13 protein-coding genes are annotated in these 17,075 nt (G+C 72.0%); 6 read left to right on the top strand and 7 right to left on the bottom strand.

Annotation, left to right across the window (positions count from 1 at the left end; genetic code table 11):
* Positions 1-563: 563 nt before the first annotated feature.
* A complete protein-coding gene (locus JOD46_RS08380; RefSeq protein ID WP_204393308.1) occupies positions 564-1,523 on the bottom strand; it encodes a helix-turn-helix transcriptional regulator in 960 nt (319 codons plus the stop codon).
* A 791-nt stretch (positions 1,524-2,314) separates the two neighbouring features.
* On the opposite strand from JOD46_RS08380, the gene JOD46_RS08375 reads away from it, so the two are divergent.
* Together JOD46_RS08375 and JOD46_RS08370 are read left to right on the top strand one after the other, a co-directional pair.
* Complete coding sequence (locus JOD46_RS08375) at positions 2,315-2,767, top strand: Rv3235 family protein (RefSeq protein WP_239562653.1); 453 nt, start codon at positions 2,315-2,317, stop codon at positions 2,765-2,767.
* 51 nt (positions 2,768-2,818) lie between these two features.
* Positions 2,819-4,075 carry an adenylate/guanylate cyclase domain-containing protein gene (locus JOD46_RS08370; protein ID WP_204393306.1) on the top strand — a complete coding sequence of 419 codons (1,257 nt, stop codon included), beginning with the start codon at positions 2,819-2,821 and terminating at the stop codon, positions 4,073-4,075.
* 55 nt (positions 4,076-4,130) lie between these two features.
* Here the strand turns inward: JOD46_RS08370 and secA are convergent, their stop codons facing one another.
* From secA to mtrA, 6 genes are all read right to left on the bottom strand, one after another.
* The gene (gene secA, locus JOD46_RS08365; protein WP_204393304.1) at positions 4,131-6,938 is read right to left on the bottom strand and encodes a preprotein translocase subunit SecA; all 2,808 of its coding nucleotides are present in this window, start codon (positions 6,936-6,938) and stop codon (positions 4,131-4,133) included.
* Between the two features lie 169 nt (positions 6,939-7,107).
* Positions 7,108-7,818 carry a ribosome hibernation-promoting factor, HPF/YfiA family gene (gene hpf / locus JOD46_RS08360; RefSeq protein ID WP_204393302.1) on the bottom strand — a complete coding sequence of 237 codons (711 nt, stop codon included), beginning with the start codon at positions 7,816-7,818 and terminating at the stop codon, positions 7,108-7,110.
* Positions 7,819-7,922: 104 nt separating this feature from the next.
* On the bottom strand, positions 7,923-8,603 hold the full coding sequence (locus JOD46_RS08355) for a ComF family protein (RefSeq protein WP_307834965.1): 681 nt from the start codon (positions 8,601-8,603) through the stop codon (positions 7,923-7,925).
* 123 nt (positions 8,604-8,726) lie between these two features.
* The gene (locus tag JOD46_RS08350) at positions 8,727-10,442 is read right to left on the bottom strand and encodes an LpqB family beta-propeller domain-containing protein (RefSeq protein ID WP_204393300.1); all 1,716 of its coding nucleotides are present in this window, start codon (positions 10,440-10,442) and stop codon (positions 8,727-8,729) included.
* On the bottom strand, positions 10,435-12,138 hold the full coding sequence (gene mtrB / locus JOD46_RS08345) for an MtrAB system histidine kinase MtrB (RefSeq protein WP_204393299.1): 1,704 nt from the start codon (positions 12,136-12,138) through the stop codon (positions 10,435-10,437). The genes JOD46_RS08350 and mtrB overlap by 8 nt, the downstream gene beginning before the upstream one ends.
* 13 nt (positions 12,139-12,151) lie before the next feature.
* Positions 12,152-12,832 carry an MtrAB system response regulator MtrA gene (mtrA, locus tag JOD46_RS08340; RefSeq protein ID WP_204393297.1) on the bottom strand — a complete coding sequence of 227 codons (681 nt, stop codon included), beginning with the start codon at positions 12,830-12,832 and terminating at the stop codon, positions 12,152-12,154.
* 126 nt (positions 12,833-12,958) lie between these two features.
* Between mtrA and JOD46_RS08335 the strand changes: the two genes are divergently transcribed.
* The 4 genes from JOD46_RS08335 to JOD46_RS08320 are packed head-to-tail and all read left to right on the top strand — an operon-like array spanning position 12,959 to position 17,074.
* The gene (locus JOD46_RS08335; protein WP_204393295.1) at positions 12,959-14,161 is read left to right on the top strand and encodes a DUF7847 domain-containing protein; all 1,203 of its coding nucleotides are present in this window, start codon (positions 12,959-12,961) and stop codon (positions 14,159-14,161) included.
* Entirely contained in the window at positions 14,152-14,832 is a 681-nt protein-coding gene (locus JOD46_RS08330; RefSeq protein WP_307834964.1) for a DUF4129 domain-containing protein, read from the top strand. The genes JOD46_RS08335 and JOD46_RS08330 overlap by 10 nt, the downstream gene beginning before the upstream one ends.
* Complete coding sequence (locus JOD46_RS08325; protein WP_204393293.1) at positions 14,829-16,106, top strand: DUF4350 domain-containing protein; 1,278 nt, start codon at positions 14,829-14,831, stop codon at positions 16,104-16,106. Before JOD46_RS08330 ends, JOD46_RS08325 begins: the two co-directional genes overlap by 4 nt.
* Entirely contained in the window at positions 16,103-17,074 is a 972-nt protein-coding gene (locus JOD46_RS08320; RefSeq protein ID WP_204393291.1) for an AAA family ATPase, read from the top strand. Before JOD46_RS08325 ends, JOD46_RS08320 begins: the two co-directional genes overlap by 4 nt.
* The last annotated feature ends 1 nt before the right edge of the window (position 17,075 follow it).

Below are 17,075 nucleotides of genomic sequence, written 5' to 3'. Positions count from 1 at the left end.
AAATAGGTCGCGATGCCCCTCCGCATTCATCAATGCGGCCTAGACGGTGACCACGTCGTCCGGATCACCCAGCACTGTGATATCGGTCGCGACAGTCAAGGGCTTGCCCCACTCCACCACCAAATAAAACTCGACGCCGCCAGTGATCGAATCACCTGGGTTTGGACCATGCGGTCGGACGTTCTTCACCCAAATGGGTGCCTCGCCCCTGTGTCGGAAAGTTCCGATCGGATTGAAAGTCTTCCCTGGAAAGACAAGCTCGCTTGCCGAGATATGGACCACGGAGTTCGCCGTGATTACTCCATCCCAGTTGAAGTTCTTCCAGCCGGACGACGCCGAACTCCAGACGACGCGTATCGTCTTAGCTTCCACAATCTTCCCCCATGATCAAGATCGGTAGCGTATGAATTAGGTCTCCGTTCAACTTCGCGGAGGCGTCTTCTGATGCTGTGCCGGAACGACGGGTATCTCATCGTATGAATGGATGAAGTTCTCACGCCGGCTCGTGAGCGCGATGCCGGCGGCAGGCGTTCGCCGCCCCTCGTCGCGGCGAATTGAGGCGGTCAGATACGAAGCTGCAGAGAGTCGACGAGACTGACCAGTTCCGCTTGCCGGTGGGTGCCGGTTTTCTCGAAGACGCGCTGCAACTGAGCCCTGACGGTCGAAAGTGTGACGCCAGCGTCTTCTGCGGCGTGCTGCAGACCGAGGCCGCGCACCACTCGTCGCGCGGTTTCGGCCTCCGCGCGCGTAAGGCCGAACAACTCCTGCAGCGCGGTGACCGATACCGTCGAGGGCTTCTCGGCGGCGATCCCAACCACAATTGCGGAGGAAACGCTGTTCTCTCTGCCGGTCGGAACGACGAACAGCAGCAACGGGAGCCCGCACGCCTCGCGGGCTATCACGATGCGTCCTCCCGATCGCACACCCAGGTCGTTGCCCCGGGTGGCCAGCAAGATCAATCTGCGCAAGGCTGCTTCGTCACTCGACCGTTGAGCGTGCAAGACGCCGCCGCGGTCAATCCATAGCCCGTCGCGTGTCGCAAACAGCGCCTCTCCGGCGGGATTCGTGTACGACAACCTCCCGCCGTCGCCGATCAGCGCGACTGCGTGCGGGAATCGCGACAAGGCGTCTGCCGCGCCGGCGAAGCGCGCCGCGGCCTCGTCCAGTCGAGTGTGGAGGTCAGCCGCCCTGCGGATGTGGGGCAACAGACCGCGAAACGCCCGGATGCTGTCGTTGTCGGTGATCGACGACTGGTCGGGTCGACCAACGACCGCCAGCCAGTTGACGGCATCTTTACGCCAGAAAGCTGTTCCTGCGATGAACACGCCCATGCCGATCGGTTCGGCCCAGTCGTGGAAGAACTCACTGCGGTGGCGGTCCTCCCATCCCACGAACGCATCGGCTGGAAGCGCGACGTCGATCCCCGTCCCAGGTAGTTGAAAATGGCGTGCGACATGATCCAAGCGCCCGTAGTACGCCTCATAGCTCGCGATCGCCTCGGCGGGCAACCCCGCATTCGCCACGATAGGACGATGGCCCGGGGCGGCCGCCAGGAACGCGACGACTAGCGCGTCGAACCCCGTCCGGACCGCCTCCATAGCCGATGGCCAGGCATCAGGGTCAGTTGCGGCAACGTACACGTGCTCTACGGCGTCGGCATACGCAGCAAGACTAATTGGCACGCGGTTCCCCCTGACCCGCTTCGGCGTCCCATTCGGTGAGCTGCTGTTCTAGTACGCGAGTGCTCGTCGGTGCTCTACGCCTGTCCGTCCCCTATTCGGATGATTCACCTGCTGGCGGCGGCCGTCAACCCCGCGGGGGGAGCCGCGGAATGCCTGGCGGATGGGGAGTGCCGATCTGGGGTCCTGCTCATCGTGGTGGCAGCGTTCGCCCTCCTCGGATACGCTCTTGATCCACTTTGGTATCTCATTTAGGAGTACCGTGCGCCCCATGGCGCACATCAAGCTCTCCAACGGTTCCACGCTCGAGGGAACAGAGGCAGACGTTCAGTACCTACTGCGCGCAGTGGAGTCCGCCGGACCAAACGGCCATATTGAGATCCGTACTTCGGACGGACCCGTCTGGATTGGACAATCGAATCGCGACCGGGATTGGTGGCCAATCGATGACTAGCGGGGGGCCATGAGCGTCTGGAATGGTGCTCTACCCGAACCGCTCATTGGCCAATGGCTGGGATTTCCTTGACACCCCGCCGCCCGGGCCCCTACGGTTCACTCAAGACCCCCGCAGGCCCCCGAACAGGGGGCACGATGTCGTCGCAGCACGACGACCGCCCCACCCTACTGGAGCCGTCATGACCGCACGCCAGCAGAGCGCGCCGCCTCGCACCGCGATCCTCGGAACGTCCGCGCGGCGACTCGACTTCGACGACGACGAGTTCGCCCGCCGCCGCTCCGGCCGTGCCGAGCTGCCCGATCCCGAGCCGCTGCTGCGCAACCTCACGCACTGCGTCATCGAGGTCCTCGCCGGCGCCCGCGACCTCGAGCAGCTCGCGCGCTGGGTGACCGACGACGTCTACCGCAACCTCGGCAAGCGCGTCGTGCTGGCTGCCCGTGCACGGCGGGTCAAGGGCGTCGTCGCGCAGCGCCCGGCCTTCACGGTCGGCCGCATCGTGATGGGCGAGCCCGCCGACGGCATCGTCGAGGCCGTGGTGATGGTCCACCAGCGGGCCAGGTCGCGCGCGGTCGCCATCCGGCTCGAAGGCCTCGACGAGCGCTGGCGGGCGAGCGTCATCAGCGTGCTGTGACCCTCGCGCGCCGGACCCCGCCCGGCGCGCCGCACCCAGTACGCTCGTGCGATGGAGCGCTTCGCGGTGCCGGCCCGCGTCTCCGACCTCGTGGCGACCGTCGGCTCGATCGGATACGCAGCGGGCGACGATGACCGCCGTCGGATGGAGAAGTCCGTCCTGACCCGCACGGCCGTCTTCACGCTCGTGGTCATCACGCCGTGGACGGCGTTCTACTACGCGATCGGCCTCCCGGTCGCCGCGGCCATCCCGACCGTCTACATCGTCGCTTCGATCATCGGCCTCGTGCACCTGCGCGCCACGCGCGACGACCGCTGGTTCCGGTTCTCGCAGACCGCGATGTTCCTGACGCTGCCGCCACTCGTGCACGTGGCCCTCGGCGGCTTCGCCAACAGCAGCGCCGTGGTCCTCTTCGCACTGGCGGCGCCGGTCGGCGCGCTGTCGTTCAGCAGCGTGCGGCGGCCGGCCCTCGTGTTCGCGGCGTTCGTCGCGATCGTCATCGGGCTCGCACCCTTCGAGGGGGTCCTGCAGTCGCGCGCGCCCGCCATCGACGCCTGGGTCGTGACGATGTTCTTCGCGATCAACATCGTCTCGGTGTCGATCATCATGTTCCTGGCGATGCGCGCCTACGTCCGTTCGCGCGACCGGCTCGCGGCGGCCCTCGCCGACGAGCGCGACCGCTCCGACCGCATCCTGCGCAACGTCCTCCCCGGACCGATCGCCGAACGCCTCGTCGCCGGGGAGCATCCGATCGCCGACCGCTACGACGGCGTGGGCGTGCTGGTCGCCGACATCGTCGACTTCACCAGCCTCTCGGAGACCCTCACGGCCGACCGGCTCGTGCACGACCTCAACCGGATGCTCGGCGCGTTCGACGTGCTCGCGGCCCGGCTCGGCGTCACGAAGGTCAAGACGATCGGCGATGCGTACCTGGCGATCACCGGCGGCCCGGATCAGGCGGGCGACCTCCGCGCGCTCGCCGACTTCGCGCTCGGGCTGCGCGCCATCGCCGCGTCCTCCGCGATCGGCGGGCGGCGCGGCATCGTGCTCCGGATCGGCATCGCCACGGGGCCGATCGTCGCGGGCGTGATCGGCGAGTCGCGCTTCCTGTGGGACGTCTACGGCGACACGGTGAACGCCGCGAGCCGCATGGAGTCGACCGCGCCGGACGGGTCGATCCAGCTCACCGACCCGGTCGCCGAGCAACTCGCCGGCGTCTTCGCGATGCACGCCCGCGGCACCATCGAGGTGAAGGGGATGGGCACGATGCGCACGTGGTTCCTCGACGGGCCTCGCGACGACGCGTGAGACGCACGACGGCCCGGGCGATGCCCGGGCCGTCGTGCGTCTCGCGAGGGGTGGCTCAGCGCTTGCGGTCCTGCGCGCGGCGCTCGGCCCGGTTGGCGGGCGCGGGCGCGGCGCCCTCGGGCCGCTGGCCGAACGCCCCGCGCGCGGCGGGCTGCTGGCCCTGCTGCGGGAGCTGCTGGGGCTGCTGCGCCTGCGCGACCGCGCGACGCGCGCGCTGCGTGGCCGCCTGCTGCACCTGCCCGCGCTGGTTGCGCACCTCGACGCCGCCCGCATCGCTCGGCGCGGTGTAGCTGAGCTTCTCGGCGGGCGTGCTCGGACGAGCGAGCCCCTTCGCCTCGATGCGCGGGCCGGCCACGCCGGCCTGCGGCGCGACCTCGACCTCGAGGTTGAAGAGGAAGCCGATCGTCTCCTCGCGGATCGAGCCCATCATCTGCTGGAACATCGCGTAGCCCTCGCGCTGGTACTCGACCAGCGGGTCGCGCTGGGCCATCGCGCGCAGGCCGATGCCGTCCTTGAGGTAGTCCATCTCGTACAGGTGGTCGCGCCAGCGCCGGTCGATCACCGAGAGCACGACACGTCGCTCGAGCTCGCGCATGGCGGGGCTGCCGAGCTGCTGTTCGCGGCGCTGGTACGCGAGCTTCGCGTCGGAGAGGATCTCGCGGCGCACGAAGTCGCGGTTGATCCGGCCCTTCTCGCCGGCCTCGGCCACGACCTCGTCGATCGTGATGCCGATCGGGTAGAGCGTCTTCAGCTCGGCCCACAGCGCGTCGAAGTCCCACTCGTCGGGGTTGCCGTCGGCCGTGTGCTCGTCGAGGACCTCGTCGATGACCTGCTCGAGGAAGGTCTGCACGCGGTCGTGCAGGTCGTCGCCCTCGAGGATGTGACGGCGGTCGGAGTAGATCGCCTCGCGCTGGCGGTTCAGGACGTCGTCGTACTTGAGCACGTTCTTGCGGATCTCGGCGTTGCGCGCCTCGACCTGCGACTGCGCCGAGCGGATGGCGCGCGTGACGACCTTCGACTCGATGGCCACGTCGTCGGGCACGCCGCGCGACATGAGGCTCTCGGCGGCGCCCGCGTTGAAGAGCCGCATGAGGTCGTCGGTCAGCGACAGGTAGAAGCGGCTCTCGCCGGGGTCGCCCTGACGGCCCGAGCGGCCGCGGAGCTGGTTGTCGATGCGGCGCGACTCGTGCCGCTCGGTGCCGAGCACGTAGAGCCCGCCCGCGGCGAGGACCTTGTCGGCCTCCTTGGCCGTCTCGGCCTTGGTCTGCTCGAAGACGGCGTCCCACGCCGCCTCGTACTCCTCGGGCGTGTCGACGGGGCTGAGGCCGCGCTCGTGCATCCGCTGCACGGCGAGGAACTCCGCGTTGCCGCCGAGCATGATGTCGGTGCCGCGGCCGGCCATGTTGGTCGCGACGGTGACGGCGCCGAGCCGGCCCGCCTGCGCGACGATCGCGGCCTCGCGTGCGTGATTCTTGGCGTTGAGCACCTCGTGCCGCACGCCCTTCTTCGCGAGCAGGCGCGAGAGGTACTCGCTCTTCTCCACGCTGGTGGTGCCCACGAGGACGGGCTGGCCGTGCTTGTGGCGCTCGACGATGTCCTCGACGACCTGCGCGAACTTCGCCTCCTCGTTCTTGTAGACGAGGTCGGGCTGGTCCTTGCGGACCATGGGCTTGTTCGTCGGGATCGGCACGACGCCGAGCTTGTACGTCGACATGAACTCGGCCGCCTCGGTCTCGGCGGTGCCCGTCATGCCCGAGAGCTTGTCGTAGAGGCGGAAGTAGTTCTGCAGCGTGACCGTCGCGAGGGTCTGGTTCTCGGCCTTGACCTGCACGCCCTCCTTGGCCTCGATGGCCTGGTGGATGCCCTCGTTGTAACGGCGGCCCACGAGGATGCGGCCGGTGTGCTCGTCGACGATGAGCACCTCGCCGTTCATCACGACGTAGTCCTTGTCGCGCTTGAACAGGGCCCTGGCCTTGATCGAGTTGTTGAGGAACGAGATGAGCGGCGTGTTGGCCGACTCGTACAGGTTGTCGATGCCGAGGTAGTCCTCGACCTTCTCGATGCCGGGCTCGAGCACGCCGACGGTGCGCTTCTTCTCGTCGACCTCGTAGTCCTCGCCGGGCACGAGGCGCTTGGCGAGGCTCGCGAACTCGGTGAACCAGCGGTTCGCCTCGCCCGAGGCGGGGCCGGAGATGATCAGCGGCGTGCGGGCCTCGTCGATGAGGATCGAGTCCACCTCGTCGACGATCGCGAAGTAGTGGCCGCGCTGGACCATGTCGGCGGACTGCCAGGCCATGTTGTCGCGGAGGTAGTCGAAGCCGAACTCGTTGTTCGTGCCGTAGGTGATGTCGGCGGCGTACTGCTCGCGGCGGACCGCGGGCGTCTGGCCCGCGACGATGCATCCGGTCGTCATGCCGAGGGCGCGGTAGACGCGGCCCATGAGCTCGGACTGGTAGCTCGCGAGGAAGTCGTTGACCGTGACGACGTGCACGCCGCGGCTGGTCAGGGCGTTCAGGTACGCGGCCGTCGTCGCCACGAGGGTCTTGCCCTCACCGGTCTTCATCTCGGCGATGTTGCCGAGGTGCAGCGCCGCGCCGCCCATCAGCTGCACGTCGAAGTGCCGGAGGCCGAGCGTGCGGCGGCTCGCCTCGCGCACCGCCGCGAACGCCTCGGGCAGGAGGTCGTCGAGCGACTCGCCGTTGCCGTACCGCTCGCGGAGCTCGACGGTCTCGTGCTTGAGCTCGTCGTCGGACAGCGCCCGGAAGTCGTCCTCGAGCGCGTTGATCGCGGCGGCGTAGTTCTCGAGCCGCCGGAGCGTCCGGCCCTCGCCGACGCGGAGGACCTTTTCCAGAATCGAAGCCACGAACTGCTCTCCCGTTGTCGTTCAGGCGTGCGACGTCGGGGTGGGGCACCCGCGCACGCCGGAGGATCCGCCTGTGCAGACGGTCATCATAGCCATGCTAGTGGGCAGCAGTCTGGGCGTCGGTCCCGGCCGGGCGGTGCGCCCGGCCGGGACCGGCCGTTCGCGGCGATCAGGCGCCGCTGCGGGCGAGCGACGCGCTCGCGGTCTCGCTCGTCGCGTCGGCCTCGGCGTGCTCGTCGAGCCCGATCAGCCCGTAGTCCCAGCCCTTGCGGCGGTAGACCACGCTCGGCCGGTGGGTCTCGGAATCGATGAAGAGGTAGAAGTCGTGTCCGACGAGCTCCATGTGGTAGAGCGCGTCGTCGACCGTCATGGGGGTGGCGGCGAAGACCTTGCGGCGGATGACCACGGGCGAGTACGCCTCCGCCTCCTCGGTCTCGTGCGCCTCGCCGGTCACGATCGGGATGTTCCCCGTGCGGACCTTCTCGAGGATCTCGACGTCGGCCGCCTGGACGCCGACGTCGCTGAACCCGGCGTCGGTCGCCTCGCGCAGCGAGGTCGGGCGCCGGTTGCCGCCGCGGTGGACCTTGCGGCGGTCCTTCGCGCGGCGGACGCGTTCGAGCAGTCGCCCGAGCGCGACGTCGAACGCCGCGTACTTGTCGGCCCCGTCGGCCTCGGCGCGGACCACGGGGCCCTTGCCGACGAGGGTGAGCTCGACCCGGTCGAGCCCGGAGTTGCCGTTCTTCTCGTTGTGACGGCTCACCTTCACATCGAGTGAGATGGCACGGTCGGACAGGTGGGAGACCTTCTCTGCCTTCTCGGCCGCGTAGGCGCGGAATCGATCGGTCACTTCCAGGTTGCGTCCGACGATGTTCAGTTCCATGAGGACCTCCATCTCCACCGGCGTGTCACCCGGGTAGAGGGTGGTTGGACCACGCCTGTCCTGACACCGTAGCCCCCGGGGTGCCGGATGTCACGGGCCGTTCGTCACCCGTTCAGGTGATGCTCGGGAACCCGGAGCGGGGTCTGCGCGAGGACCGCGATCGCGGCGACGTCGCCGCCCGCGGAACGGATGGCGCGGACCGCGTCGGCGAGGGTCGATCCGGTCGTCACGACGTCGTCGACGAGCACGAAGCGGCCCCCGGAGAGGGGACGCACCGCCGTCAGCGAGCGCGCCGCGTTCGCCCGGCGCTCGGCCCGTCCGAGTCCGGCCTGGTCGGCGCGGTCGAGCGCCCGCAGCACGTTCGCCGATCTGAAGCCGGCATGGCGGACGAGCAGCCGCACCGGGTCGTACCCCCGCGCACGCCGCGCCGCCGCGGTCGAGGGCACGACCGCGACCTCGAGCCGGCCGGGGCGGACCGGCTCGGCGCACGCGGCGGCCAGCGCGGCGCGTAGGGCGGGCGCGAGGGCGGGCGCGGCATCCGTGCGCCCGTCGTCCTTGAACGAGCGGATGGCGCGGGCCGCCGCCCCGGCGTACGACAGCCCGGCCCACGCCCGGATCCCGGGGCGCTCGACCGGTGCCGCCGCAGGCTCGAGCGCGGCGCGACAGGCCCCGCACACCGAGCGATCGGGCGCGCCGCACCCGGCGCACGCCACGGGCAGCACGAGCGCGAGCGCGTCGAGCAGCGCCTCGCGCAGCACGCCCGCAGCGGAACCCGTCGTCGTCACGGGTCCGATGCTCGCGCAGGCACGGGCCGCATCGCCGGACGCGGTCTCCGGCACCGGACGGCTCGCGCCGGCGGACGACTGTCGAGGACCGGTCGCGATCCGGCTCGCCGGCCCCGCGACGCGTCAGTCGGTCGACTGCGTCGCGACGAAGCGCACGTCGCGCGCCTGCACCTGCCAGCCGACGCCGGCACGCGTCACGAGCTCGCCGTCGGCCGTCAGCACGCGGAGGTCGCGGAGGCTGTTCGCGCCGTCGATCTGGACGGCGCCCGCCGGCGCCTCTCCCGGCTCGGACGGCGCGCCGAGCTCCTGCAGGGCGAGGCGCGGCTCCCCGCCGGCGGACTGGGTCAGCGTGCCGACCGTGCCCGCGTCGAGCCAGGCCACGTCGATCGCGGCCGCCGCGGTGTCGGCGACCTCGAGCGCGTCGCCCCCGAGCGCGATCGGCAGCCCGTTCTCGTCGCGCTGGACGGCGGCCGCGACCACGCGCGTTCGTCCGCCGTCGACGAGCAGGGCGACCAGGCGCGTGCCGTCGCGCGAGACCTCGAGGGCGACGATGCGCGAGGCGGTCCACGGCACGGCGATCTGGGTGCCGTCCCCGCCCTCGGACGGGAACCACACGAGCTCGTCGGGCGCATTCCCGGGAACCGACCACACGATGCCGTCGACGTCGAACGCCGGCGTGATGAGGCCGCTCCGGGGATCGAGCTGGACGGCGCCGGCATCGGCGTCGGCGAGCCACACGCCGTCCGGGGCGAGCACCGCGGCGGTGGTGCCCCCCGGCCCGACCGCCGCGCCGGTCGGCTGGAGCCCGATGACCTGGTCGGTCAGGCCCTCGATCGGCAGGACCTCGTCGCCCGCCGTCGACAGGTATCCGAACGTCGACCCGTCGGAGACGACGGGGCGCGGATCGATCCGCGGCGCGGTCTCGGGCCGGTCGGCCAGGTCGGGCGCCTCCTGCGCGACGCCGTTCAACGAGAGCTGCACCCGGTCGACGTTGCGCACGCCCTGCAGGCTCTGCTCGAGCTGGTACTGCATGAGCTGGACGGTCCTGAGGTTGTCGAAGGCGGCGCCGGAGAGCGAGACCTGGGCGACGCCGTCGCTGACCGGGACGGTGGCCGGATCGAGCGTGAGGTCCTCGGGGAACGCCGAGGCGACGCCCGGCGCGAGCCAGTCGGCCGGCCCGGCGAGCAGCGCACGCACGATGCTGGTCTGCGCCGACTCGCGGCCCGCGAACCACCGCGCGTCGGGCACGACGAACCGGAACTGGGGGTCGAAGAACGCGAGCGTGTACTGGCGGTAGGCGAGCTCGAAGTTGGTCTCGTCGATGAGCACGCCGTCGGGCGCACTCGAGATGCGCCACTCGCCGTCGACCTGCTCGAAGCGGTATTCCAGCTGCAGCGGGGCGGTCGAGGACGACTCGAGGTACTGGCCGTTCTCGGCCAGGTTCGCGGCGGGCACGGCCTGCGCGCGGATGACGTCGTCGGCGACGGGCGTGAAGGAGCGGTCGGCGAGCACGTCGATCGTCACGCCCGCATCGGCCGCGGTCCACTCGTCGGCGAACGCGTCGGTCAGGAACTGCCTGGCGACCTCGTAATTGCCGCTCGGGCTGGCTGCCGCGTCGATGAAGCCGTCGAGGATCTGCTGCTGGTTCGCGCCGTCCTGGGGCCCGCGCGCGAACACGTCGAGGTCCACCGTCTGGTCGGGCGCGTCGGCGAGCCCGGGGTTGACCGCTCCGCTGGTGGGGATCGACGCGCAGCCCGCGGCGAGCGCGAGCAGGCCGGCGGCGAGCACGGCCAGACCGCTGCGGGTCGCCCGGGTCGCCCGCGGCATCCGGTCACGCATCACGCACCTCCTCGATGGCGGACGCGTCGGCGCGGTGGAGCTCCGGCGCGGTGGGCCCGGCCGCCTCGGGATCGAGCGGCTCGAGCGCGAGCGGCGAGTCCATCTCGCCCACCGTGCCGCCGCGCCGGCGCGGCAGGGTGAGCCGGAACACCGATCCGTGTCCGGGCGAGGACCACACGTCGAGCGTCCCGCCGTGCACCACGGCGTCCTCCAGCGAGATGGCCAGGCCGAGGCCGGTGCCGCCGAGCGTGCGGCGCCGGCTCGGATCGGCCCGCCAGAACCGGTCGAACACGCGTGCCGTCTCCTCCTCGGACATGCCGAGCCCGTAGTCGCGGACCGACAGGGCGATCGCGACCGCGTTGCTGTCGACCGAGACGATGATCGGGCGGCCCTCGCCGTGCTCGATGGCGTTGCCGACGAGGTTGCGGATGATGCGGCGGATGCGACGCGGATCGACGTCGGCGTCGAGGTGCCCTCCCGGCGCGTCGAGCCGCAGCTCGCTGCCGCGCTCGAGCGCGAGCCCGTGCATCGACTCGATCGTCTCGCCCGCGAGGTGCACGAGGTTCGTCGGCTCGGTCTCGAGCTCGACCGAACCGGCGTCGTAGCGGCTGATCTCGAGCAGGTCGGCGAGCAGGTTCTCGAACCGCTCGGTCTGGGCGCTCAGCAACTCGACCGTGCGAGCGGTCGCGGGCGCGAAGTCCTCCCGCTGGCCGTACAGCACGTCGCCGGCGAGCCGGATCGTGGTCAGCGGCGTGCGCAGCTCGTGCGAGACATCCGACACGAACCGCTGCTGCATGACCGAGAGCTCGGCCAGTTCCCGGATGCGGGCCTGCAGCGAGTCGGCCATGCCGTTGAACGACGCCGCGAGCGCGGCGAGCTCGTCCTCGCCGCGCACGGGCAGGCGCACGCCGAGGTCGCCGGCGGCGAGGCGACGGCTCGTCGCGGAGACCGCCTGGATCGGCTCGATCACCCAGCGCACCACGATCAGCGTGATCGCGCTCAGCATGGCGATCAGGGCGACCGCGCCGATCGCCCCCGTGAGCTGCATGAACGAGAGGGTCTGGGCGGCCGCGGCGAGCTCGTACCCGATGTACACCTCGTAGCGCCCCGCGCCCGGGATCACCAGATCGCTGCCCACCACGATGCCCGGCACGAGGTCGCCATCCTCGTTGGGCAGCTCGACCGACTGCCAGAACTGCGCGCCCGGGTTGTCCTGCACGCGCGTGCGCAGCTCCTCGGAGATGCGGCCGCCGCCGAGGTCGCGACTGAGGAAGTCGGGCGGGGCGATCGAGGTCGGCGTCGTGTCGGGCGTGCGGAACAGGGCGATGTCCCCGCTCCCCGAGACGCCGGCGATCGTCTGGATCGCGGAGTTCGTGACGGCCCGCACCGACGCGCGGTCCGTGGCATCCGACGAGGCCAGGATGCCGTTCGCGGCGGCGGTCGCGGTCGCCGACGAGACGAGCGAGCGCTGGACCTGCGCCTGGAAGAGGTTCGAGGCGACCGTGAACGAGATGGTGAAGCCGATGACGAGGATCGCGAGGCTCGAGAGCACCAGCGTGATGAGCACCGTGCGGAACTGCAGCGACCGGCGCCAGTACGTGCCGAGCCGACGAGCGCGACCCCGCAGCCACCCCGCGGCCCGCGTCGCCGGGGTCGCCGGGACCGCCGGGACCGCCGGAGTCGCCGCCGCCGTCATCGCACGGCCCGCCTCAGGTCGTCGCGCCCGCGCGGTACCCGACGCCGCGCACGGTCATGACGATGCGCGGGTTGTCGGGGTCGTGCTCGACCTTGGCGCGCAGCCGCTGCACGTGGACGTTCACGAGCCGCGTGTCGGCCTTGTAGTGGTAGCCCCAGACCTGCTCGAGGAGCATCTCGCGCGTGAAGACCTGCTGCGGCTTGGAGGCCAGGGTGAGCAGCAGGTCGAACTCGAGGGGCGTGAGGTTGATGCGCTGGTCGCCGCGGCGCACCTCGTGGCCGGCCGCGTCGATCTCGAGGTCGCCGATCGCGATGGTCTCGACCGCCGACTCGGGCGCGGGACGCAGGCGCGTCCGGATCCGCGCGACGAGCTCCTTGGGGTTGAACGGCTTGACCATGTAGTCGTCGGCGCCCGACTCGAGCCCCCGCACCACGTCGGCGGTGTCGCCCTTGGCCGTCAGCATGATGATGGGCGTACCCGACTCCGCGCGGATCCGGCCGCACACCTCGATGCCGTCCATCCCGGGCAGCATCAGGTCGAGCAGCACGAGGTCGGGACGGCTCTCGCGGAATGCGGCGAGCGCGCCCGCGCCGTCGGCGCAGAACGCCGGGTCGAACCCCTCGGTGCGCAGCACGATCCCGATCATCTCGGCGAGGGCCGTGTCGTCGTCGACGACGAGTACGCGTGGCGTCATCCGTTGTTTCTCCGTCATGGCCGGCGCGTGCCGGACCGGAAACCAGTGCCCACCAGCGTAGTCGCTCGCGCCCGGGAGACGCCGAGGGAGGCCTGTGGCAGCATGGGGGCATCCCGGAAGGAGCACATGCAGGTGTCCGATCACGACTGGGTGCAGCCCGTGCCGCCGCCGCTCCCGCCGGGAGCCGCCACGCCCCCGCTGCCGCCCGCCGCGCCGCCGCAGTACGGCACGCCGCAGTACGGGCCGCCGAGCCCCGCTCACGCGCCGATCGGCGCAGGGCCCCAGGGCTGGACCCCGCCGCCTCGGCCCGGCCTCCTGCCGCTGCGGCCGATGGGCTTCGGCACGCTGCTGTGGGCCCCGTTCCGGACGCTGCGACGCAATCCGGCGCCGGTGTTCGGCACCGGGCTCGTGGTGCAGCTCGCCTCGGCGATCGCGAGCGCGGCGCTCTTCGTGCCGCTGTTCGTGTGGATCTTCGGCCGCATCGAGAACGCCGACGCCGCCGACCTCGACGCCATCCTGTCGGGCGCGGTCGGATGGGTCGTGCTGCTCTCGATCGTGCCCATCGCGGTGTCGCTCGTCGCCGGCGCCTTCCTCCAGGGCGTCATGGTCGTCGAGGTCGCGAGCGGTACGCTCGGCGAACGGCTCACGTTCGGCGCGCTGTGGCGCCGCGCGGCCGCGCGCATCTGGCCGCTCATCGGCTGGACGCTGCTGGTGGGGGTCGTCGTCGGCGCCGTCTTCGCGCTCGTCGTCGGCGGCGTCGTCGCCGTCGCGATCCTGTTCCCCGATCCCGCGACGGTGGTGGTCGTCGTGCTGCTCGCACTCGCGATCCTCCTCGGGCTCGCGGTGCTCGGCGCCTGGCTCGGCACCAAGCTCGCGCTCGTGCCGAGCGCCATCGTGCTCGAGCGCGCGGGCATCACGACCGCGATGCGCCGGTCGTGGTCGCTGACCAACGGCAGCTTCTGGCGCACGTTCGGGCTGATCCTGCTGGTCGGCCTCATCCTCTCGGCCGCGGCGCAGGTGGTCGTGCAGCCCGTGTCCTTCCTCGGCACCATCCTCGCGATGATCATCGACCCGACGGCGGGCGACACGTACCTGGGCATCTCGATCGCCACCACCGTCGCGACGCTCGTGCTGTCGGTGCTGATCGGGGCGATCACGTCGGTCGTGCAGGCCGCGCTGATCGCCGTCATCTACATCGACCTGCGCATGCGCACCGAGGGCCTCGACCTCGAGCTCGAGCGCCACGTGGAGGCACGCGAGTCGGGCCTGCCGGTCGCCGACCCCTACCTCCCGCCGCAGGCCGGCGCCTCGGCGGCGACGTGGTCCTGAGCGACCTGCTGCGGCTCGACCCGCCCCTCGATCCCGACGCGCCCGAGGCACGGCGCTGGGTGCTCGACGAGCTCGCCAAGCCCGAGTACCGGGCGGCCGAGCCGACCGCGTTCGACCTCGCCGCGCAGGCGGTGCGCGACTGGATCGCGAGCCTGTTCGCCGGAGCGGGCGGCCTGCCCGCGCCGGCCCTGTGGCTGCTCGTGGTGCTGGTCGTGGTGGTGCTCGTCGTGGTGGCGCTGCTCGTCTTCGGCCTCCCGCGCCTCCGGCATCGCGCCGCGCCCGCGGCGCCGCTGTTCGACGACGGCGACGTGCGCGACGCCGCGACGCTGCGTGCGGCGGCCGCGGCCGCCGCACGAGCCGGCGACTGGCCGCTCGCGATCGAGGAGCGGTTCCGGGCCCTCGTGCGCGGCCTCGTCGAGCGCGAGCTCCTCCGGGTGCACCCCGGCACGACCGCGCACGGCATGGCGGATGCGGCGTCCCGCGCCTTCCCCGCACTGGCCGGGCCGCTCGAGTCGGCCGCCGCCGACTTCGACGGCGTCCGGTACCTCGCCCGGGCGGGGTCGGAGGAGGCCCACCGGCGCCTCCTCGCGCTCGACGAGGAGATCATGGCGGCTCGGCCCGTCCAGGACGACCGGCTCGCGGCGGCCGCCGTCGCCGGGGACGGCGCATGACGGCGGCGCCCCCGGCGGAGCGCGTCGAGCGGAGGCCCGCGGACGGCGGCGCGGACGCGCCCGTCGCCAACCGATCGCTCACCCCGGGGGTCCGCGCGCTCGTCCGCCGTCGGCGCGCGTGGATCGTGATCGCCCTCGCGCTCGTGCTCGGCGGCCTCGTGCTCGCGCTCATCCAAGGGCTCGTGCGCCCTCCCGGCGTCGCGCTGGGCGCCGACAACCCCGCGCCCGGGGGCGCGCAGGCGCTCGTTCGCGTGCTCTCCGCGCAGGGCGTCGAGGTGCGCAGCGTGCGCACGCTCGCCGAGGCCGAGCGCGCCGCCGCACGCGGCGCGACCGTCTTCCTCTACGACGAGGCCGGCCTGCTCGATCGCGAGCGCGTGGCCGGCCTGGCGGCCGCCGCCGACCTGCTGGTGGTCGCTCGGCCCGACTTCGCCGCGCTCGAGGTGCTCGCCCCCGGCGTCCGCCTCGCGGGCGCCGCCGGCGGCCCGATCGACCGCGCGGCGTGCGAGCTCCCCGCGGCACGGAGCGCGGGCTCGCTCTCGGAGGGCCAGGCGCTGCTCACGGTCGACGACGACGCCGCGGCATCCGGATTCGCGGGCTGCTTCGCCGAGGGCGACGCGTTCGCGGTCGTCTCGGGCCCCTCCCCCGACGGCGCCGAGGTCGCGCTCGTCGCGTCCGAGGCCGTCTTCGCCAACGAGACCATCGATGAGGCGGGCAACGCCGCGCTCGCGATCGGCCTGCTCGGGGCACGCGACGAGCTGGCCTGGTACCTGCCCGGCCCGGCCGACGTCGACGCCTCGGGTGCCCCCACGCTCGCCGAGCTGACACCGGGATGGGTGAGCCCCGTCGCCGTGCTGCTCGGGCTCGCCGTCGTCGCCGCCGGCGTCTGGCGCGGGCGCCGCTTCGGCCCGCTCGTCGTCGAGGACCTGCCCGTGCACGTACCCGCCGCCGAGACCGGCGAGGGCCGCGCACGCCTCTACGCGCGGTCGTCGGCGCGACTGCGAGCCCTCGACCAGCTGCGCATGGGCGCGATCCGGCGGCTGACGGAGCTGCTGCGACTGCCGCGCTCCGCCCACGTCGACGCCGTCGTGGCCGGCATCGCCGACGCGACCGGCCGGCCCGCGCCATCCGTCCGCGCCGTGCTCGTCGACGCGCTCCCGGCGGGCGACCGCGAACTGGTCGGCCTCGCGCGCGACCTCGACGACCTCGAGCGGGCGGTGCGCGATGCGCTCCGCCCGAGCCCGACCGAACCCGACCCGACAGGAAGGCGACCATGACCGATCCCCAGCACGACGACGCGCCGCTGCGCCAGGCCCTCGACCGCGTCCGCATCGAGGTCGGCAAGGCCGTCGTCGGCCAGGACGGGGCCGTGACCGGGCTCATCATCGCGCTGCTCGCCAACGGGCACGTGCTGCTCGAGGGCGTCCCCGGGGTCGCGAAGACGCTGCTCGTGCGCACGCTGAGCCGGACGCTGCGCCTCGAGACCCGGCGCGTGCAGTTCACGCCCGACCTCATGCCGGGCGACGTCACGGGCTCGCTCGCCTACGACCCGCGCACGGGCGAGTTCGCGTTCCGCGAGGGGCCGGTCTTCACCAACCTCCTGCTCGCCGACGAGATCAACCGGACCCCGCCGAAGACCCAGTCGGCCCTCCTCGAGGCCATGGAGGAGCGCCAGGTCTCGGTCGACGGCGTGACGCGGCCGCTGCCCGACCCGTTCCTCGTGGCCGCGACCCAGAACCCCATCGAGTACGAGGGCACCTACGCCCTCCCCGAGGCGCAGCTCGACCGGTTCCTGCTGAAGCTCGTGCTCGACGTGCCCGAGCGCGACGCCGAGGTGACGATGCTCCGCCGGCACGCCAACGGCTTCGACCCGCACGACCTCGCGGCCGCGGGCGTCGAACCCGTGCTGGGCGCGGCCGAGCTCGCCGCGGCGCGCGCCGCGGTCGGCCGGGTCGGGATCGCCGACGACCTGCTCGCGTACGTCGTCGACCTCGCGCGCGCGACCCGTCGAAGCCCGTCGATGCGGCTCGGCGTCAGCCCGCGCGCCGCGGCCGGCCTGCTCGCGGCGTCGAAGGCGTGGGCGTGGCTCACCGGGTTCGAGAAGGTCACGCCCGACCACGTGCAGGCGATGCTCCTGCCCGCGTGGCGCCACCGCGTGCAACTGCGCCCCGAGGCGGAGCTCGAGGGCGTCGCCGTCGACCAGGTGCTGCGCTCGATCGTGCAGCAGGTGCAGGTGCCGCTCTGAG

This window comes from Agromyces aurantiacus (genome assembly GCF_016907355.1).
In the GTDB taxonomy this organism is placed as follows: Bacteria; Actinomycetota; Actinomycetes; order Actinomycetales; family Microbacteriaceae; genus Agromyces; species Agromyces aurantiacus.
Note: the sequence above shows the minus strand (reverse complement) of the source record. Positions and strands in the feature narration are given on the sequence as shown.